The organism is Weizmannia sp. FSL K6-0777 (genome assembly GCF_038593185.1).
In the GTDB taxonomy this organism is placed as follows: Bacteria; Bacillota; Bacilli; order Bacillales; family Bacillaceae_C; genus Weizmannia; species Weizmannia faecalis.
The window spans coordinates 1,225,378-1,251,247 of the sequence record NZ_CP151971.1 but is presented as its reverse complement, the minus strand read 5'-3'; the positions used below and the strand labels follow the sequence as shown (position 1 = coordinate 1,251,247).

Sequence of the window (25,870 nt, the reverse complement as noted above, 5' to 3'; positions counted from 1 at the left end):
CTCCTAATTCGTATTGCGTATCTTATCCCGGTCCTGCTGCCGGACGGGCTCCGGTTTTTTCGCACATGATGCCGGCAGGCTATTCGAAAAACAAACCAAAGAATTTTTTCATTTTCGATGACATTTTTTCTTCCTGACCGGAAGCTTGTTTTGGTTTGGACTGCGGCTTTTTCGCCGGTTTCGGTTCCGCATACTCCATTCCGGCTGCCACCAGGCGGGAGCTGACATTTTTCCCTTCCAGCCGCGCATTTTTCGCAGCGTACTGGATCAGGCCGACCGCCGTCGTATATTGCGGCTCACGGACACCGATATAATCCGGAATGGCAACTCTTACGCGGTTTTGAAAGACCGTTTCTGCAAGCTCCGGTACACCGGGCATATTTGCAGTGCCCCCTGTCAGCACAATCCCGCCCGGCAAATCATGGACGCCGATCTTCCTCAGTTCCTGCTGGATAAACAAAAAGATTTCTTCTAATCTAGCTTCTATAATATCAGAAATTTGTAATTGGTTAAATTGTTCTTTTTGTTCACTGCCGATGATCTGTACATCAAAAACATCGTCTTCGAGCGCATCCTGGCTGAACGCGTGCCCGTGCTTCAGTTTGATTTTTTCCGCATCTTCCGTTGAAGCCCTTAGACAGATGGACAAATCTTTTGTGATATGGTCCCCGCCGACGGGCAGCACGCTCGTTGTCCGGATATGGCCGTTTTCAAAAACAGCCAGCGTCGTCGACCCGCCGCCGATGTCAACGAGTGCCGTCCCGAGTTCCATTTCATCTTTTGACAGCGCAATGGCACCGGCTGCAAGCGGCATGAGAACAATTTCCGCGATGGTCAGGCCGGCCTTTTCAACACAGCGCAATGTATTATGTAAGATCGTTTTGGAAGTCGTGACAATGATGCCTTCCATTTCCAATCTGACACCGATCATCCCGCGAGGATCATGTATTTCATCCAAACCGTCCACAATGAATTGCTTCGGAATGACATTCACAATCTCTCTTTCGGGAGGAATAGAAAGCACTTGCGCCGCATCCATCACTCTTTGTACATCCCCATCCGTAATTTCCCGGTTCTCGCTCTGGACCGCCACCACCCCGTGGCACGGCTGCAGCATCACATGATTGCTGGCAATGCCGACGATCACGTGGTCAATTTTCATGCCGACCATTCTTTCCGCTTGTTCAATTGCCCGCCTGATGGACAGGACGGTTTCATCTATATCTACAATCGATCCTTTTTTAATGCCTTCGGACCTGACATTGCCAACCCCAATAATATTTAATGAATCATTGCCCATTTCGGCAATGATGACTTTCGTGGCAGATGTACCGATGTCAAGACTCACATATATTTCACTGCTGTTCATACTGCGGCACCTCCCTTTGCCTTTCGATCAAACGCAATCCGCCTATGTTAAAGCGCCATTTTTCCCAATTCGTCTCTTCTGAGGCGGGCTCTTTTTGCCGTTCCGTCCGTGAGTCCGCCAGAAGCCTCCATTCAAAAAGGTGATTATAAACAAAGTATTCTGCGTCATAATCAAATTCCCTTTTTTTCAATCGGACTTTTTTCATTTTCTTTTGGTGATCAAAATATTTCCAGTCTCAAAATATAGCAATTCCTAAAATTTGGTTTCATCATAAGTCTACACTAAGATGGACACGGAGAAAAGCGAAATTTTTTCATGTCTACTTCGAATCGTAAGCTTTAAAATACGAACCGACTTCGAGGTCAATCACACCTTTTTTCTTCGGGTCAAGCTGACTGATGATCGAAGGGTAATGCGCCATCTTTTCTGCGAACGACGGAATGCTTGCGCGCACTTCAAAACCGTTATTCATGTACAGGGTGACAAGGTCACGGTCAACGTTTGAAGGGGTATAGCGGACTTCCGAAATGGCATTTGTGATCGAATCCGGCAATTTTTGCATCTGGCGGATCATTTCATGCAAATGCGTATCCTGTTTGAAACCGGTAAATATCAGGCTTGCGGCCGGAATTTCTTTCACCGTTCTTTTGACGACCGAACCGTTATCCAAAACCGGCAAAAAACCGCCTTTCTGCTGTAAATACCCGATTTTTTGATGCTCTTTCACTTTTATGTAAAGCGTATTCGGCAAGGAAATGCCCACTTTCACCGAATCAACTTCAGGGATGGATGCGATTCTTTTCCGGACTGCGTCTTTACGGATATTCCATATATTCTCACCCGTGGCAATGCCGCTTTTTTTCAAAATGTACGGCTTGCTGACCGCCTCATTTCCCTCTATCTGAATGCGGTGGACGCGGCTCAGCGGGGACTCGAGGTAGATGATCAGCATCACCAGCATAAAAAAAACCGTCAGCAGCATGATGAGCCGCCGGTTCGTTTTTCGGCGGCGCTGCTGCTTTAATTTCGGGATCCGGTCTTCCAGCGAAACGATGTTTTTGTCAGACCGCGCCATTTTGTTCCTCCCTTTTTTATTTGCCGCATCACGATTTGGCTTTTGCGGCCAGATTTTCCATCACTTCATAAAGCCGCCATGAAGCGTCACGAATACCGAGCTTGCGGGCGGCCGCCTGCATTTTCTCCATCTGTTCCCGATCCAGCAAAATTTTATCAATCAAGGATACGAGCTTTGCGGAAGATAAATCTTTTTCAAGCAGCATAAAAGCTGCGCCGTTTTCCACGAGTGTTTTCGCGTTTTTTTCCTGGTGATTGTTTGTCACATAAGGGCTCGGGATTAAGATACTTGGCAAACCGAGCGCCGTCAGTTCGGCCAATGTGGTTGCCCCTGCCCTTGAGACGACAAGATCCACCGCTCGCAACACTTCCGGCATATTGTGGATAAACGGTACCACCTTGATATTTCCTTTTTCGCCGATCAATGCAATTTCTTTTTTGACGGCCTCATAATGCACATCCCCTGTCGCATAAATGACCTGGTAATTTTTTTGTGCAAAATTGGAAAAAGATTTCACAACCGCTTCATTAATCGGGCGTGCCCCGCGGCTCCCGCCGAAAATGAGAACGGTTGGAAGCGTTGTTTTCAGGTTGAAACCGGAAAGGACGCCGCGCCTTTTGTCCCCGATCACTTCCGATGCGCGCGGATTGCCGGTCAGCACCACTTTTTTCTCATCAAAAAAAGATTTTGCAGATTCAAAGCAAATGGCCACTTTGTCAACGTACCGGCTTAAAAATTTATTCGTCAGCCCCGGCACGCTGTTTTGTTCGTGAATGATGGTCGGGATGTGCAGTTTGGCGGCAGCGTAGACAACCGGACCGCATACATACCCGCCTGTTCCGATGACCACATCCGGCTTGAATTCGCGGATGATTTTTTTGCACCGGCTTACCCCTTTTAGAAAGCGGACAACCGTTTTGACATTTTCAAACGAAAGGGAGCGTTTAAACCCCGTAATATGAATCGATTTGAACGGAATGTTTTCCCGCGGCACAAGCCGGGATTCGAGCCCTTTTTCCGTGCCAATATACAAACATTCCGTGTCAGGATGTTTCTGTTTGATCGTTCTGATCAATGCCAGGGCCGGATAAATATGCCCGCCTGTTCCGCCCCCGCTGACAATGATTTTCATGTTTTTCCACCTCAGGACGCCGTGCTGGGTTGCACGGGTATCAATATATGATGTTTGAAACATTCATTTTTCTATATTACTATATTTTAAACGACAATGGGTGCACAGTAAAACGATTATTACCAAAATGTTAACTTGTTGTCAAACGAAAAAAGAACCCCTTTATGAGGTTCTCCTTCCGTTACAGCCGGGAATGGCGGCTGATGTTTAAGAGCACGCCGACTGCGACAAGCATCAACGTCAAAGAAGAGCCGCCGTAACTGATGAACGGAAGCGTAATGCCTGTAACCGGGATCAGGCCGATGACAACGCTGATATTGATCATCACCTGGATCGCGATCATGGAAATAATGCCGACTGCGAGCAGGCTTCCGTACAGATCGGGTGCGCCAAGTGCGATCCGGATGCCGCGCCAGAGCAATAGCGCAAACAAAATCAGGACAAAAGTCCCGCCGATAAAACCGAGCTCCTCGGAAAGAATGGCAAAGATAAAATCATTTTGCGGTTCCGGCAGATAGTGGAATTTTTGTTTGCTCTCCCCAAGCCCCATGCCGAACAGGCCGCCTGGACCGATCGCAAGGAGCGACTGGATAATTTGAAATCCTTTCCCCTGCGGATCGGACCATGGATCAAGGAAAGAGGTGATCCGTGCGATCCGGTATGGAGCCGATAAAACAAGAGCGACAAAACCGCCCACACCAAGGAGCCCGAGCATGACAAAATGGGCAATGCGGGCGCCGGAAACAAAAATCATGATGATGCATGTCCCAAGCATCACCGTTCCCGTTCCAAGGTCCGGCTGCAGCATAATCATCCCGAAAGCAACAAAAACGAGCGCCAGCGCCGGGAGCATGCCTTTTTTAAAAGTCGTAATGTATTTCTGGTTCTCCGATAAAAATTTTGCCAAATACGCGATCAGCGCCATTTTAATGAATTCGGAAGGCTGGATGGAAAATGCGCCGACCCCGATCCAGCTCCGCGACCCGTTCCGTTCAAGCCCGATGCCGGGAATCAAAACAAGAACGAGCAGCACAAAACAGATGATCAGGATCGTTTTCGCCCATGCCCGCCACGTCCAGTAATCAATGCGCATCACGAAAAACATCGCTGCCACGCCGAGCCCGGCAAAAAGCAGCTGCCGCTTCAAAAAATAAAATGCATCGTTAAATTTGTATTCCGCCACGATCTCGCTCGCGCTGAACACCATCAGAAGCCCGGTTGCAAGCAGCGCCAGGGTCACAATGATTAATAAAAAGTCGGGATTCGTTTTTTTCGACGGCATCCGCGCCCACCCCAGAAAAGATTTAGAGCTTCCCGCAAAAACCGGCAACCCGCGCCGGCCAAAAACGGTCCAAGCCCTTATCTTAACTTATGCACGGCGTCGATGAAAATATCACCACGAATTTCAAAAGATTTGTACTGGTCCCAGCTGGCGCATGCCGGCGACAGCAAAATGCAATCGCCCGGTTCGGATAATGCCCATGCGGCCGGGACTGCTTCTTCCACGTTTTCCACCGTGCGGATGACCGGAATGCCTGCTTTTTTCGCGGTGCTTTCCAGTTTCGGCGCGGTTTCCCCAAAAGTAATCAATGCTTTGACGTACTTCAAAGCCGGGATCAGTTCATCAAAGCCGTTGCCACGGTCAAGCCCGCCGGCAAGCAGAATGACCGGCTGATGGAAAGCGGCGAGTGCGGCTTTGCAGGCCAGGATATTGGTCGCTTTTGAATCGTTGTAAAATTTCCGTCCTTTGATTTCGCCGATATATTGCGTCCGGTGCTTAACGCCTTTAAACGTTCCGAGCACCCCGCGGATGGCATCATTACTTGCTCCCATCAGCTTGGCAGCGGCGACAGCGGCTAAAATATTTTCCAGGTTATGGTCTCCCGGCAGCACAATTTCAGCGCGGTCCATGATTTTTTCGCCTTTCCACATGATGCTGCCGTCTTTTACCGATGCGCCGTCTTCAACATATTCCTTCGTTGAAAAAGGAATAATTTTTGCTTTCGTGAAGGAGACCAGATCCCACAGTTCCGGCTGGGCATGGTTCAGAATCAGGAAATCATCCTCTGTCTGGTTTCGGGTAATATTTGATTTTGCTTTTGCATAAGCTTCTTTTGTCCCGTGATAATCGAGATGGGCTTCATAAATATTCGTGATGATGGCAATATGCGGCCTGAATGTTTGCACGCCCATCAGCTGGAAAGAAGACAACTCCACCACCATCTGCTGGTCCGCGCGTGCTCTTTGCGCCACCGTGGAGGCCACTTTGCCAATATTTCCGGCAATTAACGGATCAAGATGCGGATCCGCCTGGAAAATTTCATAAATCAACGTGGTAGTCGTCGTTTTCCCGTTCGTTCCCGTAATGCCGACCATCGGGCATTCTGCAATTTTATAAGCCAGCTCGATTTCGGTAATGACCGGGATCCCTTTTTCAATCGCCCCCGCAACAAGCGGGTTCGAATAAGGGATGCCCGGATTTTTCACAATCAGTTCAAAGCCTTCATCCAATAGTTCAATTGGATGGCTGCCACAAATGACTTTGATCCCCTGTTCCAAAAGCCCCTGCGCCTCCGGGTTCTCTTCAAGCGGTTTATAATCATTCACCGTCACAAACGCCCCGAGCCGGTGCAACAGGGAGGCCGCGCTCACCCCGCTTTTCGCCAGCCCGAGTACCAATACTTTTTTATGTTCATATTCCGTGATATTTTTCATGTTACATCCACACCTCGATATAAATTCCTAAAATCGCACACAAAAGGCCTACCGCCCAGAACGTCACGACAACACGCCATTCCGACCAGCCCGAAAGCTCATAATGGTGGTGCAGCGGGCTCATCCTGAAAATTCTTTTTCCTGTTGTCTTAAATGATATCACTTGGAGAATGACAGACAAAGTCTCAATAACAAAAACGCCGCCAATCACAATTAAAAGAATCTCAAGATTGGTCAGAATCGAAATGGCGGCAATCGCTCCGCCCAATGCAAGTGAGCCGGTGTCCCCCATGAAAACTTTTGCCGGATGGGCATTAAAGACGAGAAAACCGAGCACGGCCCCGACAACGGCAACCGAAAACAGGGCGACATCCGCCTGTGACTGGTTCCATGCCAAAACGGCGAATGCCCCGAAAGCAATCGCTGCCGTCCCGGATACAAGGCCGTCAAGCCCATCCGTCAGATTGACCGCATTGGAAAACCCGACAAGCCAGAGAAGAATGATAACAAAGTAAAACCAGCCGAAATCGACCGATTTGTCCGTAAACGGAATCGAGACTTCCGAAGATAAATGGAAGTGGCGGAAAACGACATAAAAAATGATGGCAACGAGAATCTGGCCGAGCAGTTTCTGCTTTGATGTAAGGCCAAGATTCCGCTTCATCACCACTTTAATAAAGTCGTCCAAAAATCCGAGCAGCCCGAATCCGATCGTCACAAGCAGCAAAAGGTAAATTCTTACAGTCGGTTCTGCGAATTTACCGGCCATGATCAGTGTGGATGCAATGATCGATACCAAAATAATCAAGCCGCCCATTGTCGGCGTCCCGGATTTTTTCTGGTGCGATTTCGGGCCTTCTTCCCGGATGCTCTGGCCGAATTTCAATCTCCTTAAAAAAGGGATAAAAACGGGCGAAAGCAGCACGGAAATCAAAAAAGCCATCAGTGTTGTAAAAAAAATCACTTGCTCGATCATGCTTTTTCCCTCCCGTGGCGCCTGCATGCACAAAGCAGCCGCTTCCTGTTTTCCGCATCCGCCAAATCATATGTATGAGGGTTTTTTTCCCGCAATTCCGGTCCGTAAAAAATAAAAGTTGTCTTCATATCCAAATCCTTGCTTTCCATTTTTTTTAGATAAAACTGTACCAGTTGTGTAAAAGCAACAGAAACATCCTCTGCCATAAACAGCGGAAAATCATTCGGTATATAGCGGGGCACGGGCGCATCGTTTTTCCAAAGCGCCGCGATTGCCCCGTGTGCAATTGCCCGGTTAATGTCCGGTTCAGAAAAAGGGACGTATAATCCCTTTGGCTGGTTTACATCCGCAAACACGCTGACTGTGGCAAATTCGAGCGCCATCTCCATGCCGCGGCCCAAACTGAAAAGGTGGGCTGTATCCCCGAATGATAACATATGCTTCACCGCTCCTTTATCATTTCCAGTGCAACTTCCCTGTCATCAAAATGATGCACTTCATTTCCAATGATTTGATACGTTTCATGGCCTTTTCCGGCAATCAGGACAACATCCCCCGCCTCTGCACGGAAAATGGCTGTTTTGATTGCTTCCCTCCGGTCGGGGATGCATTCATATTGCTCACCTTCTACCCCTTTTTCCATCTCGCGCAAAATGGCAAGCGGATCTTCACTGCGCGGATTATCCGATGTAAAAATCGGATAATCCGCATATTTGCAAGCAATTTGCGCCATCACCGGCCGCTTTGTTTTATCGCGGTCGCCGCCGCAGCCGACAACGACAAAGATTTTTTTGCGGGCAAACTGCCGGATCGTTTTCAGGACATTTTCCAGACTGTCGGGCGTGTGCGCGTAATCGACAATCACGGAAAAATCCTGGCCGCCGTTTACGAGTTCAAACCGGCCGCGTACGCCTTCCATCGCTTCCGCCGTTTTAATGACCGAATCAAGCGGCACCCCGGAAACAACTCCGGCTGCGATCGCTGCAAGCATATTATAGACGCTGAACTTCCCGGCGAGCTTGAGGTGGACTTCCCGTTTTTCAAAAGGCGTCACAAGCGTGAATGTTGTCCCGCGGGCGTGCATGTCAATGTTTTCGGCCATAAAATCCGCATCATGGTCGATTCCGTACGTAATAACAGGCACTGCGGTTACTTGTTCAAATTCTTTTGATGCGGCGTCATCTGCATTTAAGATGGCATATTTCGGCTTATCTTGCGGGCAGGAGTTCCCGAGCTGCGAAAACAATAAACTTTTGGCGCGCCGGTATTCCGCCATCGTTTTATGGTAATCGAGATGATCCTGCGTGAGATTTGTAAAAACGGCAATATCATAGTCGCAGCCGTGCACCCGGCCTTCAACAAGCGAATGCGAAGAAACTTCCATCACACAATCGGTGACACCGCGCGCGTTCATTTCATGGAATGTTTTTTGCAATGTCAGACTGTCCGGCGTTGTGTTTTTCGTTTCCAGTGTTTCATCGCCGATTTTCATATACATCGTGCCAATCAGGCCGGTCGTTCTGCCTGCATCCCGGTATATTTTTTCGATAATATGGCTCGTTGTTGTTTTTCCGTTTGTGCCGGTAATGCCGACAAGACGAAACTTGCGGGACGGCTGCCCGTAAAACCGGTCTGCAAGGAGCGCCATTGCCCGTTTTGTATTGCGGACGATAATAACCGGTATATCCACATCGACCGGCTTTTCGGCTAAAATGGCTGCTGCACCCCGTTTGGCCGCATCAACGGCAAACTTATGCCCGTCAACCGTATAGCCTTTGATACAAATAAACAGACTGTTTTTCGTGACAAGCCGGTTATCCTGGACAAGTTCCGTAATTTCCGGATTCACTGCAGGCATTTTCACAAATGGTAATGCCTCTAACAATGTATGTAACTTCATTTTGCTTCCAACCCTTCCTGTTCCAAACCCTTGTTGCTGCATCTTCTTTGTGTATACATGTAAATACAGTCCTTTTCTATTGTACAAAAAAAACGGCCATTAAGCTATGAAGTCCTGTTGATTTTTAAAATGTACGCCGAAAGAGCTTGTTTATGCCTCTTGAAACAAAAACACGGGCGGCCGGACATACGGCGCCGCCCTGTTTTTCTGCATGCAAATTCCGGATTGTTGAGCCTGGCGGGGCCCATTCCGGAATTGGTGAATCTATTTTACTGCATGTAAACCCGGATCGTTGAGCCCTCTTCCACTTTCACGCCTGCTTCAGGGGACTGCCGGATCACCTTGTTTCCGGATCCGCTGACATCAAGTTTGAGATTATATTGATCGTTCATCATCTCTTTTTTCGTCTCTCCGATTAAATTCGGCACTTTTACCGTTGGCGTTTCAAAATAACTTTTTTCTTTTTCCGCCTGGTTTTTCACCGGCTTGACGCCCATGGCACGCAGGCTGTCGCCGATGATCGTGCCCGCGATCGGGGCTGCCACCTGGCCGCCGAATTGGATCGTATTTTTCGGATTATCGACCGCCAAGTAGACGACGATTTTCGGATCATTGGCCGGGGCGAAACCGATAAAGGATAAAACATAATTGTTTTCGAGATAGCGGCCGTTTTTGGCTTTTTGCGCCGTCCCGGTTTTCCCGCCGACCGGATAACCGTCCACATAAGCATTTTTTCCGCTCCCTTGTGTGACAACTGTTTCAAGCGCATGGCGGATTTGTTTCGATGTGTTTTCCGAGATCACCCTTCTTTTGGCAACCGGGTTTTTCCGCATGACCGTTTCCCCTGTTTTAGGGTCAACGAGTTCCTTTGCAATATACGGTTTGTAAAGAATCCCGCCGTTTACGGCAGCCGAGACCGCTGCCACCTGCTGGATCGGCGTAACAGAAACCCCCTGCCCGAAAGCCGTTGTCGCCAGTTCAACCGGCCCGACGCGGTCAAGGTTGAACAAAATGCCGGAAGCTTCGCCGGATAGATCCACACCGGTTTTTGTGCCAAACCCGAAATTGCGGATGTATTTGAATAATGTATTTTTTCCGAGCCTTTCGCCAAGTTTGACAAAGCCCGGGTTGCATGAATTTTGGACGACTTCAAGGAACGTTTCGCTGCCGTGCCCGCCCCTTTTCCAGCAGTGCAGCGTCGAGCCTCCGACTTCAACCGCGCCGGAATCGTAAAATTTGTCTTTTGTCAAATTCACTTTCTTTTCTTCAAGGGCGGCGGCAAGTGTGATAATTTTAAATGTCGAGCCCGGTTCGTATGTGCTCCAGATCGGCAGGTTCCGGTTATACACTTCCTGTGGCACATTTCTATAATTGTCAGGCGTATAGCTCGGCCTGCTGGACATCCCGAGAATTTCCCCGGTGCCCGGGTCCATGGCGATCGCAATCAGCCCGTCCGGATGATATTTTTTTTCAGCATTATCGAGTTCACGTTCAATAACCGTCTGGACTTTTGTATCAACCGTTAGTTTCAGGTCAAGCCCGTTTTTTGGCGGTTCATATTCATCTGCCATATCCTTCATCTTTTTCTTCCCTTTTGCGTCCGTATAAAACTCGACTGCCCCTTTTTTTCCACTCAGCGCATCATCATAATACAGTTCGAGCCCGGTCAGCCCCTGATTGTCGGCACCAGTGAATCCGAGTACATGCGAAAGGTAACGGCCGAACGGATAATACCGCTTGGAATCTTCCGCGATATAGACCCCTGAAAGCCCAAGGCGGCGTACGGCATTTGCCTTTTCATTGCTGATTTTCCGCCCTTCTTTTATTCTGACAATCGATCTGACCTGTGTAATTTCTTTATAAAGCTTTTCTTTGTCTGCATCAAGGGCGTCCCCCAGTTTTTCAGCCGTTTTTGCCGGATCCTTGACCTGCCTCGGAATGATAAAAATCGTCGGGGCACTTTGGTTGGAGGCGATCGGCACACCGTTTCTGTCTTCGATTTTTCCCCGCTCCCCTTCAAAAGGGATGCTTCTGCTCCATAGCGCTTTTGCCCTGTTCGTCAGCATATCCCCGAGCCCGAACTGGACATAGCCGAGCCGCACATCTATAATGCTGAAAATGACAATCCCGCAAAGCAATATAAAAACAAGCCGCTTTCTCACCGTAACATTGGATACACGTTTCACGAGCGCGCCTCCTTCATTTAAATCTCAAAGCAGCAGATTCCTGGGTAGGAAAGATGAAAGATTTCAGCCTTCTCTTGGTTTCCTTTAACCCTGAAAAATCCGCTCCGGGCGCATAAAATGCCCTTTGTTGCCTTTATACCCATTTATATGCTTGTACGCATCCGGCTAGTACCTTTTCACACGCATGAAAAAAAGCAAGCCTTGTGCTTGCTTTTTTTCGGTATTCCTTCTACCGGCCGCCTAAGGGTTTTTAAATTTTACAGTAAGGGCCTGTCCGGATTTCACTTTTGATTTTGCCGGAATGCTTTGGGATACGGCATAACCTTCCCCGCTTATGGTCAGGCGGAGGCCGAGCAGTTTGGCAGCGCCCGCCACGTCGCGTTTCGAAAAGCCGCGTATATCCGGCATTACTTTATTGCCATTTGTTTTCAAAAATACTTTTGCGCCCGGCAGCAGTTGTCCCTGTGCCCTGGGTTCCTGGGCCGTTACGGCATCGCCATCGCCGAGCACAACAGGGGTAAGGCCCAATGCTTTTACGGCAGATGACGCTTCTGACCGGCTGTCACCCGTAAAATCAGGAAGCTTGGCAAGGCGTACGGTCTTTCCTTTTGCCGGTTTAATGTTTAAATATTGCAGGCTGTTCTTCATAATCGGGTTAAACAGCGCTTTAACCGGTTCGCCGCCAAGCTCGCCGGCTTTTAAATGCGGCTGCTGGACAACGGCGTAAACGATTAATTTCGGATTGTCTTTCGGCGCCATACCGAGAAAAGAAAAGATATAATTATCGGTACCGGTTAAATATCCGCCGCCGTTCGGATTCGGGATCTGGGCGGTACCGGTTTTGCCGGTCACCTCGTAGCCCGGAATGTTATAGGCCGTGCCGGTTCCGGTTTTTTTATTCGTCACAACCGTCCGCAAATAATCCCGGACTTTTTTCGCGGTATCCGCGCTGATCGGGTTGCCGGCAACGGTTGGTTTTGTTTTTTCCGTTTTTCCGGTTGCGGGATTGACCACTTTCTCGACTACATACGGTTTCATCATTTTCCCGTCATTGGCAATAGCTGTTGCCGCCTGAATCATCTGCATCGCGGTAACGGTTGTACCCTGCCCGAATGTCGACGTATACCGTTCAATCGGATAATCGTATAAAATTTTGCCGGAAGCTTCATTCGGCAAGCCGACTTTCGTCTGTTTCCCGAACCCGAACGCTTCCAAATACTGCTTAAATTTATCCTGCTTAATATAATCCAGCAATGTGGCAAATGCAACATTAGAAGAACGCTGCAGCCCTTCTAAAAAGGTGATCCTGCCCCAGCCGACCCCGCCATTATGGTCTTTAATCGGGTTTGGCACATTTTTCACCCGGAATTCTCCTGACTTATAGGTCGCATTCGGGTGAAAAACGCCTTCCTGGACGGCCGCCGCCAAGGTAAAAATTTTCATCGTTGAGCCCGGTTCATAAGCGGTTTCGACTGGATCGTCCTGCCAAGCATCGCTCAAACCTTTCCGCGTTTCCGGATCAAATGTCGGCCGCTGCCCCATTGCCAGTATCTTACCCGTTTTCGGATCGGCCACGACAACAAACGCTTTTTTCGGATTGTATTGTTTCTGGACTTTGCCAAGCGCATCTTCAACGAAAGACTGGATTTTCTTGTCAATCGTTAAATAGACATTTTCCCCGTTTTTCGGTTTGGTGACTTTTTTATGCGCGTTTGGCAAAATATATCCCCAAAAGTCGCCTTCATAACTGATTTTTCCGTCTTTGCCTTCCAAAGCGGCATTCATGCTTTTTTCGATTCCCATTACACCTGCCATTTGGCCGCCTGTCTCATTTTTCTGCGCATAGCCGACCAGATGGGAGGCAAACGAACCGTTCGGATACGTGCGTTTCGGCACGGCTTCGAACTGGATGCCCGGCAAGTTCTGTTTTTGAATTTCATTTTTTACGTTATACGGAATATCCTGCCCCGCCTTCCCGAACTCCACTTGAAACCGCCCTTTTTGTGTCAGGAGCGAATAAATTTTTGATTCGGGCATGTCAATATATTTCACAAGGGCCTGGGCGGTTTTTCGAGGGTTGACAACATGTTTCGGATGTTCCGGATCAATCGTGACTTTCGGGTCCAAAACGGCGACCAGATTGTACGAAACAACATTTTCGGCGATCACTTCCCCGCTTGCATCGTAAATATTGCCGCGGGAAGCGGGAATGGCGCTTGTCCGCAAATATTTTTTCGCCGCTTTTGCCGCGAGCACTTTCCCGTCTGCCTGCCCTGTGATTTCAATCGTCAAAAACCTTACGGCGATAATAAAAAAGGACAGACCGAATATGATAAATAATATCGCTGCCCCCCTGTTTGTATTCAGTTTTCTGGACTTCATTTATTTTCAACAACCTTGACATTATTCTCGTCCAATTTCAAGCCGAGTTCTTTTGCCTTTTCGTAAATACGGTCGTAGCGGCTCAATTCGCTTACTTGCATTTTCAAATCATCGGTCACCTTGTTTTTGTTCTGGATCGTGGTTTTTGTATCTTCAATCGACCGGTTGACATTATAAATTGCAGCTTCCGTCGATACGATCTTCACGGCCATAATCAGCACGAACAAAGCAAAAAGGCTTGCGATGATTTTTTCCCCTAAAGTGATCTGCGCGCGTCTTGTGGCCGGTGCTACTCTTTTTTCAATCTGTTGTTGCTGTTCCGGCGCACGTTTCGGCTGCCTTGCTAAATTACTCAAAAAACTCCCTCCTCTATTTTCTTAGCGTTTTTCCGCAATGCGCAGTTTAGCCGACCTTGACCGGTTGTTCCCGCCCACTTCCTCATCATTCGGGACAATGGGTTTCCTCGTAATGAGTTTTAATACGGGTTCGTATTCTTTTGGGATGACAGGCAGCCCATGCGGCAAATCTCCTGCACTGCTGTATTCTTTCAATATATTTTTACAAATGCGGTCTTCCAGGGAATGAAAGGTAATGACAGAGACCCGCCCGCCTGGTTTTAAAAGCGAAATGGCATCCGTTAAAGACATTTCAAAAGCAGATAATTCATCGTTCACGGCAATCCGGATCGCCTGAAAGACCCTTTTTGCCGGATGCCCGCCTTTTCTTCGTGCGGGTGCAGGAATCGCTTCTTTAATTAAATCGGCCAGTTCACCGGTTGTTTCGATCGGTTTTTTGGCACGGGACGCCTCGATTTTGCGGGCAATTTGTTTTGAAAATTTTTCTTCCCCGTACCGGAAAAAGATCCGGACCAGTTTTTCATACGGCCATTCATTGACGACTTCATAAGCGGTAAGCGGCGCATCGAGGTCCATCCGCATATCGAGCGGTGCATCATGCTGATAGCTGAATCCCCGTTCCGGTGTATCAAGCTGGGGAGAGGAAACGCCCAAATCATACAAGATGCCGTCGACAGCCTGCACACCGCGCGCGTTCAATTCTGATTTTAAATACCGGAAATTGCTTTTAATAAAAGTGATCCTGTTTTGGTCATGGGCAAACTTTTCTTTGGCATGCTGAATCGCCGTTTCATCCTGGTCAAAAGCGTATAAATGCCCGCCGGTAAGCTGCTGAAGCAAATAGGCGCTGTGGCCCCCGCCACCGAGCGTGCAGTCAACATAAATCCCGTCCGGTTTAATATGTAGCCCGTCAACGGTTTCTTTCAGCAAAACGGTCTTGTGTTGAAACATACTGAATCTCCTATCCAATCGAACATGTTAAAGGTCAAAATCGATGAGGTTTTCCGCAATATCAGCAAAAGAAGCCTCCGATTCCTGAAAATATTCTTCCCATAAATCTTTGCTCCAAATCTCAATTCGATTGGAAACGCCGAGCACCACGCATTCTTTTTCGAGTTTCGCATAGGAAAGGAGCGGTGCGGGAATAAGAATGCGCCCTTGCTTGTCCCACTCGCATTCGGTCGCCCCCGAAAAGAAAAATCGTGTGAATGCGCGGGCATCTTTTTTCGTTAACGGAAGGGACTTCAGTTTTTCTTCCACCTGTTTCCATTCATCCGCAGGGTAACCGAAAATGCAACGGTCAAGCCCGCGGGTAATGACAAACGTATCGCCAAGCTGTTCACGGAATTTGGCCGGTACAATCAAACGGCCTTTTACATCGATATTGTGCCGGTATTCTCCCATGAACATTGGCGCGTGCCCCCCGCTTCCCACTTCATATTAATAATTTACCACAATCCCCCACCTTTCACCACTTTAATTTTTATATTCTCCTCGCAGCTCCGTTTTCCTGCTTTTTGCAAGAAAAAATCAATTTAAAACTTGCCTGCCGTAAAGCCTTGTTCCAACATGGTGAGTCCCGGCAACCCGCTTTTTCGCTTTGCAATTATTTTTTCAAAAAAGCATCATGAACCAAAACCACGTCGGTATCGTGCGGGAAGCGTCTTTACAATTCATTTTTCCAACAAAGCATCGTGAACCAAAACCCCCTGTTTTTTTGCATAAAAAAAGCCGGCCGCTGTCAGCCGGTTAAATTTTAACGAGTTTATGTGTGCCGTCAAATGTGAACGGCAGGGCGGCAAGGGTGTGGATAAAGTCCGCCCCATATTTGTTAAGGAAATAAAAAAGGTTCCAGACCCTTTCCTGGGGATTGCCGTCCGGGCGCAAGGCACGTTCGACCCGCGCGTATTTTTCAAGGATGTTTTCATGTTTTCCCGCAATCTCTTCATCCACTTTCCGCTGCAAAAACGCAAGCTGCCCGAGGTGAAAATCGAGATTTTTGCGGGCAAGCGGTTCCAACCCCTTTCCAATTGCGGCAAAAATTTTATCGTATTGCATTTTCAGCATGTTTTCCGTTTCTGCAATGAGCGCGTCCATATTCTCATCTTTTGCGTCATTCCAATATTTTTCCCGCTCTTTCCGGGTCCCGTATTTTAATACATGCCCGATATCGAGTTCCAGTTCCTCGATATCCCTTTGGACCGTTCTCTCAAGCAACGTGATATTGAGTCGCGGCACGAGAGGCGGCATCAGAATCCCCATTTCTTCAAACACCCGCTTCAGCTCGGCCCAGTACGCAATTTCGCCCGGCCCGCCGATAAACGCAAGGGTTGGGAAGAGCCATTCCTGCATAAGCGGCCTTGTGACAACATTATTGCTCAGCCGTTCAGGGCTTTTCGCACAAAGCGCGCGCAACGCTTCCTCCGTAAAAAAGGGGCTGCCGCCTTTCCCGGTAAATCCGCCGTGCTCCGGACTGTACTCCAGCAAAATCCGTTCCTTCCCGTCATAATAAAAAAGATTCAGCGCCCGCCTGGAAATATCAATCGCTTTTGGAAACTCAAACTGCGCGATTTCCTGCTGCTGCCAGAGGACCGCTTCCGTAATCTTGTCATAATCCTGGATCATCCGTTCAAAAAACGGCGCCTCGATCTTCCGCAAGTGTGCATCAGCCGAATCGATGAGCAGCACCCCGTATGCCTTGAAAAGATCGTGAATCATGCAGGCAAACAGGTCAGAAAGGCTTTGTGCCCTGTCTGCAAACGCCTCCAGCTTGGAAAGAAGGGCATTGGTATGTTCGGTTTCGCCAAATGCTTCAAAAACTTTATGTATCCATTTTTTTAAATGGGCAGGATCCGGTGTGGTATCAGAGATCATTTTTTTCTCAAGCGGCCCTTCAGCATAACTAAATTTTTTTAAACGCCTTTCCTGTTCGGCATAAATATGGTTCACTTCCAAGTAGTCATGGTCCTCGCCCGCGATCCAGAAAACAGGTACAACCGGAATTTGCAGGGCTTCTTCCTGCTCACTGGCAAGCCGGATAATCGAAATCAGTTTATGGATCGTATAAAGCGGCCCTGTTAATAGCCCTGCCTGCTGGCCACCGATCACAACAGCAGCGTTCGGCTGCCTTAATTTTTCCAAGGAATGGGCCGTCTCCGGGGAGATTCCAAATTTTTCCATATAGTGCCCGATACAATCTGCCAGCCCTTCCCGGTTAAAAGCCCGTTTTTTTAAATCTTCCACTCTTTTATGGAAAACAGAAGCATCCGTTATATCATAATGAAAAAAATCCTTTACAGGAGATTTTTGCGCAAGATAGAGGGAAGCGAACCGATTCGTTGCTGGAATTGAAAAGTTTTCCAGTTCCATCAAATGATTCTTCCTTTCTCGTTTTCATTGATTTTCTCATTGAGTATAGCATTTTTGTGAAAAAAAGAAAAAAAGCCTGCCTGCTCGTTTCAAGGCTGCCCGTTTTCAAAAACAGAAGCCATGTTTCCGGCCGCTGCGGGCACGGCGGCAACACCCGGAACGTGCCTCACCCCTTATCCTCCATCCCTTTCACCATTTCATAAAGGGCGGACGCAAGCGGAACCTGGCTGTTTTGACGGGCAGCCGTTTCCAGCATGTAACCGAGAATCGCGTCAATCTCGGTCCGTGCTCCTTTTTTCACATCTTTCAGCATGGACGATTCATTTTCGCACGTATTTTTGCAAATGCCGGTGACTTCCTCCCACATCTTTTCCCGCGAAAGTTTCGGGAAAAGCGCCGCCAGTTCTTCAAATACGGCGCGGAACACACGGGCATAATGCGGGTTTTTGACCAGTTCCCCGTTCTTTGCCTTTAAAACGGCTGTGAGCGGATTGATGACGGCATTGGCAAAACATTTGCGCAAAAGCATCAGCTCATAATCCGGCTGCACCGTGAACGGGAAAGCATCCGTATGCAAATGCACGCTTTCATCCCATTTCCCGCGGTAGACGGCGATATTCGTTTTGCCGTGCCCATTATGCTTCACCGTTGTGCCGTCAAGCCGGGATGCGCCGTGCTCTACCGTACCGACAAGGATCGTTTTTTGCGGCAATTCTTCAAGAAGAACAAGATGGCCCATGCCGTTTTGCAAAAACAAGACCGGCACCCCGCCATCTTCGTTTTTTAAAACGGTTGTCACAGCAGGAAGGTCATATTGCTTGACGGCAACAATGACTAGATCCTGGGAGGAAAGCGAAGAGAACGTGTCATCCGCTTTGACGAAAGTTCTGAACGAAGATGCGCCGTCTTTTACGGTAATCCCTTTTTCATTCAGCTCTACGGCCTGCGCCTTCGTATTTGGAAACAAGGTCACTTCATGCAACTTTCCAAGCCAACCCCCGTATAATAAACCGATCGCACCAGCGCCAATCACCCCAATTTTCATTTTGCCCGCCCCTTTCCATTTTCTTTGCTCCATTTTAACAGGCAATAAGGGAATGGAAAAGAAAATTCCAGACAAATGGTGTGCGACCGTTTACACGTATTTCTTTCATTCTTCCAATTGTTTGTTATATAATGATAATATCAACCGGTTTTATGTAAGAATCGCCGCCATGCTGCTGCGACACAGCATATAAAGAGGGATGGGGGAATTGATATGGCTTATCAAGTGGAAAGGCTGAAAGTGAACTACAAAACGCTCGAAGAATTCAAGCAGTTTAAAGAGTACGGGCAGCAGGAACTGTCCATGCTTGAAGATTTGCAGGACAATATTATTGAAGACAACGCCGACTCGCCATTTTACGGCATTTATTTTGCCGATAAACTCGTTGCGCGCATGAGCCTTTACGAACGGGATGCAAAATACGATCTCTATTTTGACCCCCCGCAAACATTTTTGGAACTTTGGAAGCTGGAAGTGCTCCCGAACTATCAATATAAGAATTACGGCCGGGCGCTTGTTGATTTTGCCAAAAGCTTCGGGCTGCCGATTAAAACAAACGCCCGCCTGAAGTCGCGAGGATTTTGGGAAAAAATGGGGTTCAAACCTGTTCCTTATAATGTCGAACGCGATTTGAGTGAAAACCCGTTTGTCTGGTTGCCGCACGGCGTGAAGCTGAAAGACGCAAAACAGGACAAAAAAACGACCTCTTCTTAAAGAACCGGATTCCGGTTCTTTTTTTGCCTTTTACGAACAAAAAATGTCCCCTGCCTTTTAAGGTCCAGGGGATGTGCCGCCGCTTTAATCTTGTTCAGACAACTGCCGTGCTTTTTCCATAATGGAAAGGAGCGCACTGTATTCTTTTTGCAGCTGCTCATGCTTTTCCTTTTCTTCAAGATACTTTTGAAGCAGCGCCTCATATTTGCTTTTCCATTCCTCTGTACCGCGGCGGGATGCGGACAACTGCCCACTCTCTTGCCTGCTTTTTTCCGCAAGCTGCTGAAGGATACGGATGGCATCAAACAGCGTTGCTTCTGTCTGCTGCCCTTCTTCAGCCGGTGCTCTCACGGCATCCCGGACGAGCTGCTTTCTTTCCTTTCTTTCTTTTTTTGCGGCTTCAATTTCCGAGGCGTACTGCTTTCTCACATAAGAATTCCACCTGAACCCGCATGCCGCTGCGGTCCGGTTCATCCGCTTCCCTGCCTCTTCAAACGCCCGGAGCTGCGTGCTGCCTTCGCGAATATGGCGCAACACAATGTCCGATAGCAGCAAATCTTCTTCCTGTGTCCAGGCATCCTGTCTGACTGCCGGCATATCTTTCCCCCCATCCTTTTTAATACTATTCATATGCCGTTGATAGAAAAGATAGACGAAATTTCGAGAAAAAAAGGAGGAACGGGGAGAAGCTTTTGGCGGAAAGGGATGGCGTTTTGAAGGCAAATAAAAAAGCACGGGTTTGCGCCGTGCTCTTTTATTATTTATTTACCACAACTTTGTTTTTGTAATAACCGCAAGATGGGCATACGCGGTGTGCCATTTTCATTTCACCGCATCGCGGGCATTCAATCATGCCGGGAACTTGCAATTTAAAATGTGTGCGGCGTTTTCTTTTTGCCGTTTTAGAAGTTCTTCTAAAAGGTACAGCCATTCTTCCCACCTCCTTATAAGAGATCAGCATATCATTTAGCCGAAGATGGCGGTTATTCAGAATCCTGGTCAAAAAATTTCGCAAGGTCGGCCATACGCGGGTCTACCGCTTTTTCCGCCTTCTGCTCCATTTCCAGATACTCGTCCTCCGTCAGCACCTGCCAGTTGTCCGTATGCGGCAGTTCGCCTTTTTTGGCTTCCTCACTGAAAACCTGCATGGGAATATCGAGCAAAATCAATTCTTTCATAACCGGGATCAAATCAATGACCTCATTTTCGGCAACATGCACTTCTTCATCTTCAGTGCCTTCATAATCGGAAGGCTCGAGAAGAAACGTTTCTGTCGATTTCAAGTCTACCGGGTAATGTACATCAACAAGCGTCCGGGCACAAGGCAGCACAAGCGTTCCTTCAATGTGAAGGTCAAACGTCACCCTGCCCTGCTGAGCACTCCCCGTTCCCGTTACGTGAAAAGGCGAAGCCCCGCGGATCTCGGAATCAGTTTCCATTAAATCTTTTGTAATATCAACCGATTCATCTATCTCAAAGCGCTTGTCCCGAAATTTTTGCAATTGAATGGCAGACCATTTCACTTTCATCACCCCAAGACAACAAAGGTAATTATAGCTTCCCTCATACCTTTTGTCAATATTTTTTGCTTTACAACCATGATGTCCACAACGAAAATTTTTCTTCAAACCAGAAACCGGCCCGGGTTTGTTTAAGACGCGTCCTTTTTACGCTTTCATCTTCAAGACTCCCCGTTTTTTCAAAAAAATTTTGCAGCAGGCAGGATTGCTTTTTTTGCCGGTTATGTTAAAAATAACTTATCCCAAACGGGTGCTTTTAAACATCCAAATCTTCCGGAAAGGGGAATCACAATTGAAAAGTACCGGCATCATTGTGGAGTACAATCCTTTTCATAATGGCCATCTGCACCATCTTCGCGAGACGCGGCGGATGACAGGTGCAGAGTGTATCATTGCCGTTATGAGCGGCTATTTTATGCAGCGGGGCGAACCGGCGCTTGTTTCAAAATGGACGCGGGCGGAGATGGCCGTATTATCGGGCGCGGATCTCGTCGTCGAACTGCCGTATGCATTTGCCGTCCAGCCCGCCGAAAAATTTGCAGCAGGCGGGATTGCCATTTTGGACGCTTTGCGGTGCAAAAGCTTCTGCTTCGGCAGCGAATCCGGCGACATCGAAGCATTCCGCCAGGCGGCTGCCGTCCTGCTTCAAAACGAAGCGGCATTTAACGCATCCGTCAAGCGCGAGGTCAAAAAAGGGATCAGCTATCCGGCGGCGCTATCAAACAGCTTTCAGAAGCTCGCACCAGGCAGTGCACTTGATTTAGGCTCACCCAATAATATTCTCGGCTTCCATTATATGCTCGCGGCAGCAAGGCAAAACCCGGCGATGGAGGCTTTTACCGTCCAAAGAAAAGCGGCTGGGCACCATGACGTCGCGATAACCGGTGAAATTGCAAGTGCAAGCGCCATCAGAAAAACCATCTTGCAAACCGAAGATCTGCACGCTGCCCGCCCGGTGCTGCCGGAACCAGCATTTCATGTACTGAGCCGGCACCGCAACAACAACGGGCACTTCCTGCATTGGGCGCTTTACTGGCCTTTTTTGCACTACCGGCTGCTTTCCTCTTCAGAAGAGGAATTACGCGCCATTTATGAAGTGGAAGAAGGCATTGAATACCGTTTAAAAAAAGCCGCAGCATCTGCCAACAGTTTTCCCGACTTCATGGAAAAAGTGAAAACAAAACGATACACATGGACAAGACTGCAGCGAATTTGCACCCATTTGTTAACCAATGCCAAAAAAGCAGAAATCAAAAAGCATGCGGCAAAGCCGGCGTATATCCGGCTGCTCGCCATGAACGAAACGGGAAGGCGCTATTTGAACAGCGTGAAAAAAACGGTACCGGTTCCTATTATTTCAAAATTTTCGCTGCAAACTGCCCCGTCGCTTGCACCGGACATAAGAGCCGCGCGGATATATGCCCTCCCGCTTCCGGCAAACGAACGGGAACACTTAATGATCCGGGAATTCAGCAAACCACCTTTTTTTGCAGACGAAAAAACGGATGGCGCGTGACGCTTGATTCTGCCTTTTTACAGACGGAAAGCTTCGCGTATGCAGCTGGGGCAAAGCCGGATGAAACGCATGATTGTATGAGCACGGCTTTTTGCAGACGAGAAAGCCGCATACTTAGGCTGTTCTCCTTTTTGCAAGCGAAAAACCGATGAAACGCATGATTTTCAGCTTTTTGCAGGCGAAAAACCGGAACCCACATTACATTTCAGACTTGCAGGCAAAAGCCCGGGATGCGTGACGGCCTTCCCCCTTCTTTACAGGGAAAAGCCGCTAAAACAAGCGGCTTTCCGGTTATTTTTGTTTCAGGCCGTTTAAATAGGCGAGTGCATCATCCAGTGTTTTGACCGGTACAATTTTCATGTTCGTCCCGATTTCTTTCGCCGCCGCTTTTGCCTCTTCGTAATTCGGCTTGATGCCAGGCTCGGCTTTTTTCATTTCAGGTGTAATCGTATCATCTGGAGCAAAGAAAATGTCCGCCCCTGCTTTGTCCGCTGCAATCACTTTTTTATCAATCCCGCCGATGCGGCCGACCTCCCCGTTTGGCGAAATGGTTCCGGTTCCGGCAATTTTATAGCCTTTTGTGATGTCCTGTTTGGTCAGCTGGTTGTAGATTTCCAATGTGAACATCAGCCCGGCGGAAGGGCCACCGATTTTTTCGGTATCCATTTTCACAGCCGGGTCGGATTTGACGGTCCGGTCATCGACAAGGCTGATCCCGATTCCCGTTTTATGATGGTTTTCCTTGAATTTTGCAAGTGCAACGGTTGCCATCTTCGCCTTTTTATGACGCATATAGTCCAATTTCACTTTGTCCCCGGCTTTTTTCTTTGCGACATAGTTCATAAACTGTTTGGAAGACTTGAATGCATGGCCGTCCACTTTTGTAATTCTGTCCCCGGCTTTGAGCACTTTTGCGGCCGGCATCCCGTCATATACATTCAGGACATAAATCCCTTCGTAATGGGAGCTGAACGGCCTTTTTGCCTTCTTAAAAGCAGCCTGGATGGCATTATGTTTTGCTGATTCCATTAAATAAAGCTGATAGACATTGTATTCCTCGTCCGTCATATTTTTATCCATAATTTCACGAACCGGTACGACATCCTCGTGTTTTCTCATTTTTGCCCAAAGATACGTATACGGATTCGCGCGGCCCATACGGACAGTCGTCAGCATCAATTGGCCTTTTTCAGGATAGCCGCCCTTTACTTTGATCAGCGGGGCAAGCTGCATGGCACTCCCCGGCATTTCAATATAATAAGGCAGCGGCACAAAGGACAGGAGGGCAAGAATCAGCACTGCCACAATCAATATGCGCCGCCGGATGTTTCGGTGTTTCATTTGTCGGGCTCCTTCCATTTTTCCAGCAATTGCTGTATTTCAGTTACGGATTGTTTTGCTGCTTCTTCCCCTATCTTAATGATTTGTCCGGCATTTGTAAAAGCCATTGAACTGTACATTGAGACATCGGGGCGGATCAAAACATGGGCTTCCGTTTTCCGGCTTTCGGCCAGTTCCATCTGCATGATATCGATGCTTTGCATAATCACATCATAAATATGGCGGATTTCCGCTTCTTTTTTCATGACGGAAACATCCACCCCGATCAAAAGCTCCGCCCCCATTTCCTTTACAACGGACACCGGGACGCGGTCCACCACACCGCCGTCCACAAAAAGATGGCCGCCAATTTTTTTCGGGACAAAAATGCCAGGGATGGAAATGCTGGCGCGCACCGCTTCTTGAACCGGCCCTTTTTTGAACACCGTTTTTTCGCCGTTTGAAAGATTTGCGGCGACAACGGCAACAGGTGGGTTCAATTCTTCAAGTTTTTTCCCATGAACGAGCAAACGGATCAGATCTTCAATTCTTTTCCCCGAAATCAGGCCCATCTTGCCAATTTTAAAGTCCAAATAATATTTGCGTTTAAATGCACCGGAAAGCAGCTCCATCTCGCGGACAGTCCGCCCCGCCCCGTACAGCGCCGCAACCAGCGCCCCAATGCTGCTGCCGGAAATCATATCCACCGGGATGCCTTCCTCTTCGAAAACTTTCAATACGCCGATATGCGCAAAGCCTCTGGCGCCTCCCGAGCCGAGCGCCAATCCGATTTTCGGGCGGCCCGCCATTGTCCCCCCTCCTCGTGTCCTTCTTTCGTACAGTTTATGGTCTAATTTACAGACCTATGAGTATATTTGATTTATAAGGACAAGCGAGCAAGTGCTGCGGATTGAAAGACAGGGGAGGAACACAGATTGTACCAGTCTAAACTCAAAAGCGCCATTTTGGCCTTCAGCGTTTCGATAATGGCGATTTCCATGATTGTATTGCCGGATGAATCTTTTAAAGCCTCCATTCAAGGTTTAAATATGTGGTGGGAAGTCGTTTTCCCCTCACTTTTTCCTTTTTTTGTCATTTCTGAACTGCTGATCGGCTTCGGAGTGGTCCGCTTCGTCGGTGTCCTCTTGGAGCCGTTGATGCGGCCATTGTTCCGTGTTCCAGGTGTTGGCGGATTTACTTGGGCCATGGGGCTTGCTTCCGGCAATCCTTCAGGGGCGAAACTGACCGCCCGTCTCCGTCAGGAAAAACAGATTGACCGGGTTGAAGCAGAACGGCTTGTAGCGTTCACCAGTTCTTCCAGCCCTCTTTTTATTTTCGGGGCGGTCGCTGTCGGCTTTTTCCATAATCCTTCTCTCGGCATTCTGTTTGCCGCGGCGCATTATGCGGGCAATATTATTGTCGGCCTGGTGATGCGTTTTTACGGAACCGGCGAGGATATAAGAGGGCCAAAAAAGAAACATACCTTTCTTTTAAAAGAAGCGCTTCTCGTTTTGCATGCGACAAGAATTAAAAACAGCAAGCCGATCGGGAAGCTGCTCGGGGACGCTGTCATGTCCGCCATCCAGACGCTTCTGATGATCGGCGGATTTATCATCCTGTTTTCAGTCTTTAATAAATTGCTTCTGTATATGCATGTCACATCCGTATTCGGCATGCTTGTCTCCCAGCTGCTTCATCTCGCGCATTTTTCGGAAAAGCTGAGCATCCCGCTCATTTCCGGCCTTTTCGAAGTAACACTCGGAATCCAAATGATCAGTGAAGTGCAGGAATCCTCGCTGCTTCAGCAGGTCATCGCCGCGAGCTTCATCCTCGGGTTTGGCGGGTTCAGCATCCAGGCGCAGGTGGCCAGTATTCTTGCCCAGACAGATATCCGTTTCCGGCCGTTTTTTCTTGCCCGCCTGCTGCACGGTTTTCTGTCGGCTGTGATCATCCGGCTCGTTTGGAATCCGGTCTACTTACGCTTTTTTGCTGAAAAAAGCGCGTGGCAGGAAGCTTTTGGTATGCCAGGTGGAGGCCGCAGCTTGTACGCGCGCGTGACGGATTGGCTTGGAATTTACGGGCCGTTATTTACCCTGTCCTGTCTTGTGCTGTACATTTTCCTTTATTACCGATCGTGCCGGGCAGACCGGGCCTGAAAAAAGCACAAAAAAGCGGGGAGCATTCCCGCTTTTTCTGATGCCTTTGCAAATTTTTCAATAAATAAACTGGGCCTGTTTTTAAAGTTTTTAGTGCGGTGTATAAACGGCATGTCCGGTTTTGGGGAGCCGGTTTAAA

23 protein-coding genes are annotated in these 25,870 nt (G+C 48.3%); 3 read left to right on the top strand and 20 right to left on the bottom strand.

Going from position 1 to position 25,870, the window contains the following annotated elements; all coding sequences use genetic code 11:
* Positions 1–79 precede the first annotated feature (79 nt).
* The 15 genes from ftsA to NST70_RS05685 form a co-directional block, all read right to left on the bottom strand.
* A complete protein-coding gene (gene ftsA / locus NST70_RS05755) occupies positions 80–1,369 on the bottom strand; it encodes a cell division protein FtsA (RefSeq protein ID WP_014095558.1) in 1,290 nt (429 codons plus the stop codon).
* 319 nt (positions 1,370–1,688) lie between these two features.
* Positions 1,689–2,444: an FtsQ-type POTRA domain-containing protein gene (locus NST70_RS05750; RefSeq protein ID WP_014095559.1), complete on the bottom strand. Its 756-nt coding sequence runs from the start codon at positions 2,442–2,444 to the stop codon at positions 1,689–1,691.
* Between the two features lie 28 nt (positions 2,445–2,472).
* Positions 2,473–3,576 carry an undecaprenyldiphospho-muramoylpentapeptide beta-N-acetylglucosaminyltransferase gene (murG, locus tag NST70_RS05745; RefSeq protein WP_014095560.1) on the bottom strand — a complete coding sequence of 368 codons (1,104 nt, stop codon included), beginning with the start codon at positions 3,574–3,576 and terminating at the stop codon, positions 2,473–2,475.
* 181 nt (positions 3,577–3,757) lie between these two features.
* Positions 3,758–4,858 carry a stage V sporulation protein E gene (spoVE, locus tag NST70_RS05740; protein ID WP_026684687.1) on the bottom strand — a complete coding sequence of 367 codons (1,101 nt, stop codon included), beginning with the start codon at positions 4,856–4,858 and terminating at the stop codon, positions 3,758–3,760.
* 77 nt (positions 4,859–4,935) lie between these two features.
* Positions 4,936–6,291, bottom strand: a complete 1,356-nt coding sequence (murD, locus tag NST70_RS05735; protein ID WP_035181914.1) for a UDP-N-acetylmuramoyl-L-alanine--D-glutamate ligase — start codon at positions 6,289–6,291, stop codon at positions 4,936–4,938.
* A 1-nt stretch (position 6,292) separates the two neighbouring features.
* Positions 6,293–7,267 carry a phospho-N-acetylmuramoyl-pentapeptide-transferase gene (gene mraY, locus NST70_RS05730; RefSeq protein WP_014095563.1) on the bottom strand — a complete coding sequence of 325 codons (975 nt, stop codon included), beginning with the start codon at positions 7,265–7,267 and terminating at the stop codon, positions 6,293–6,295.
* Positions 7,264–7,704 carry a hypothetical protein gene (locus tag NST70_RS05725; RefSeq protein WP_026684689.1) on the bottom strand — a complete coding sequence of 147 codons (441 nt, stop codon included), beginning with the start codon at positions 7,702–7,704 and terminating at the stop codon, positions 7,264–7,266. Before NST70_RS05725 ends, mraY begins: the two co-directional genes overlap by 4 nt.
* 5 nt (positions 7,705–7,709) lie before the next feature.
* On the bottom strand, positions 7,710–9,167 hold the full coding sequence (locus NST70_RS05720) for a UDP-N-acetylmuramoyl-L-alanyl-D-glutamate--2,6-diaminopimelate ligase (RefSeq protein ID WP_035189208.1): 1,458 nt from the start codon (positions 9,165–9,167) through the stop codon (positions 7,710–7,712).
* 269 nt (positions 9,168–9,436) lie between these two features.
* The gene (locus NST70_RS05715) at positions 9,437–11,353 is read right to left on the bottom strand and encodes a stage V sporulation protein D (RefSeq protein WP_260832555.1); all 1,917 of its coding nucleotides are present in this window, start codon (positions 11,351–11,353) and stop codon (positions 9,437–9,439) included.
* A 240-nt stretch (positions 11,354–11,593) separates the two neighbouring features.
* Positions 11,594–13,735, bottom strand: a complete 2,142-nt coding sequence (locus tag NST70_RS05710) for a penicillin-binding protein (protein WP_328228989.1) — start codon at positions 13,733–13,735, stop codon at positions 11,594–11,596.
* On the bottom strand, positions 13,732–14,091 hold the full coding sequence (gene ftsL, locus NST70_RS05705) for a cell division protein FtsL (RefSeq protein WP_035189204.1): 360 nt from the start codon (positions 14,089–14,091) through the stop codon (positions 13,732–13,734). The genes NST70_RS05710 and ftsL overlap by 4 nt, the downstream gene beginning before the upstream one ends.
* A gap of 21 nt (positions 14,092–14,112) precedes the next feature.
* Positions 14,113–15,042, bottom strand: a complete 930-nt coding sequence (gene rsmH / locus NST70_RS05700; RefSeq protein WP_035189202.1) for a 16S rRNA (cytosine(1402)-N(4))-methyltransferase RsmH — start codon at positions 15,040–15,042, stop codon at positions 14,113–14,115.
* A 27-nt stretch (positions 15,043–15,069) separates the two neighbouring features.
* On the bottom strand, positions 15,070–15,501 hold the full coding sequence (gene mraZ, locus NST70_RS05695) for a division/cell wall cluster transcriptional repressor MraZ (RefSeq protein WP_013858966.1): 432 nt from the start codon (positions 15,499–15,501) through the stop codon (positions 15,070–15,072).
* A 339-nt stretch (positions 15,502–15,840) separates the two neighbouring features.
* Positions 15,841–17,460: a bacillithiol biosynthesis cysteine-adding enzyme BshC gene (gene bshC / locus NST70_RS05690; protein ID WP_260832554.1), complete on the bottom strand. Its 1,620-nt coding sequence runs from the start codon at positions 17,458–17,460 to the stop codon at positions 15,841–15,843.
* A gap of 166 nt (positions 17,461–17,626) precedes the next feature.
* The gene (locus NST70_RS05685) at positions 17,627–18,505 is read right to left on the bottom strand and encodes a 2-dehydropantoate 2-reductase (protein WP_035181923.1); all 879 of its coding nucleotides are present in this window, start codon (positions 18,503–18,505) and stop codon (positions 17,627–17,629) included.
* Positions 18,506–18,718: 213 nt separating this feature from the next.
* On the opposite strand from NST70_RS05685, the gene NST70_RS05680 reads away from it, so the two are divergent.
* Positions 18,719–19,219 (top strand): N-acetyltransferase, encoded by a 501-nt coding sequence (locus tag NST70_RS05680; protein ID WP_013858962.1) that lies wholly within the window; start codon positions 18,719–18,721, stop codon positions 19,217–19,219.
* A gap of 84 nt (positions 19,220–19,303) precedes the next feature.
* Here NST70_RS05680 and NST70_RS05675 read toward each other — a convergent pair whose 3' ends face one another.
* The 3 genes from NST70_RS05675 to NST70_RS05665 form a co-directional block, all read right to left on the bottom strand.
* Positions 19,304–19,816 (bottom strand): RsfA family transcriptional regulator, encoded by a 513-nt coding sequence (locus NST70_RS05675; protein ID WP_110133918.1) that lies wholly within the window; start codon positions 19,814–19,816, stop codon positions 19,304–19,306.
* A gap of 160 nt (positions 19,817–19,976) precedes the next feature.
* The gene (rpmF, locus tag NST70_RS05670; protein WP_014095573.1) at positions 19,977–20,150 is read right to left on the bottom strand and encodes a 50S ribosomal protein L32; all 174 of its coding nucleotides are present in this window, start codon (positions 20,148–20,150) and stop codon (positions 19,977–19,979) included.
* Positions 20,151–20,202: 52 nt separating this feature from the next.
* On the bottom strand, positions 20,203–20,748 hold the full coding sequence (locus NST70_RS05665) for a YceD family protein (RefSeq protein ID WP_014095574.1): 546 nt from the start codon (positions 20,746–20,748) through the stop codon (positions 20,203–20,205).
* 196 nt (positions 20,749–20,944) lie between these two features.
* On the opposite strand from NST70_RS05665, the gene NST70_RS05660 reads away from it, so the two are divergent.
* Positions 20,945–22,255 (top strand): nucleotidyltransferase, encoded by a 1,311-nt coding sequence (locus tag NST70_RS05660; protein ID WP_061087208.1) that lies wholly within the window; start codon positions 20,945–20,947, stop codon positions 22,253–22,255.
* Between the two features lie 291 nt (positions 22,256–22,546).
* Here NST70_RS05660 and NST70_RS05655 read toward each other — a convergent pair whose 3' ends face one another.
* Together NST70_RS05655 and NST70_RS05650 are read right to left on the bottom strand one after the other, a co-directional pair.
* On the bottom strand, positions 22,547–23,596 hold the full coding sequence (locus tag NST70_RS05655) for a SepM family pheromone-processing serine protease (protein ID WP_017552189.1): 1,050 nt from the start codon (positions 23,594–23,596) through the stop codon (positions 22,547–22,549).
* Positions 23,593–24,384 carry a patatin-like phospholipase family protein gene (locus NST70_RS05650; RefSeq protein WP_014095577.1) on the bottom strand — a complete coding sequence of 264 codons (792 nt, stop codon included), beginning with the start codon at positions 24,382–24,384 and terminating at the stop codon, positions 23,593–23,595. The genes NST70_RS05655 and NST70_RS05650 overlap by 4 nt, the downstream gene beginning before the upstream one ends.
* Positions 24,385–24,510: 126 nt before the next feature.
* Between NST70_RS05650 and ylbJ the strand changes: the two genes are divergently transcribed.
* Positions 24,511–25,731 carry a sporulation integral membrane protein YlbJ gene (gene ylbJ, locus NST70_RS05645; RefSeq protein WP_035189197.1) on the top strand — a complete coding sequence of 407 codons (1,221 nt, stop codon included), beginning with the start codon at positions 24,511–24,513 and terminating at the stop codon, positions 25,729–25,731.
* Positions 25,732–25,870: the final 139 nt, after the last annotated feature.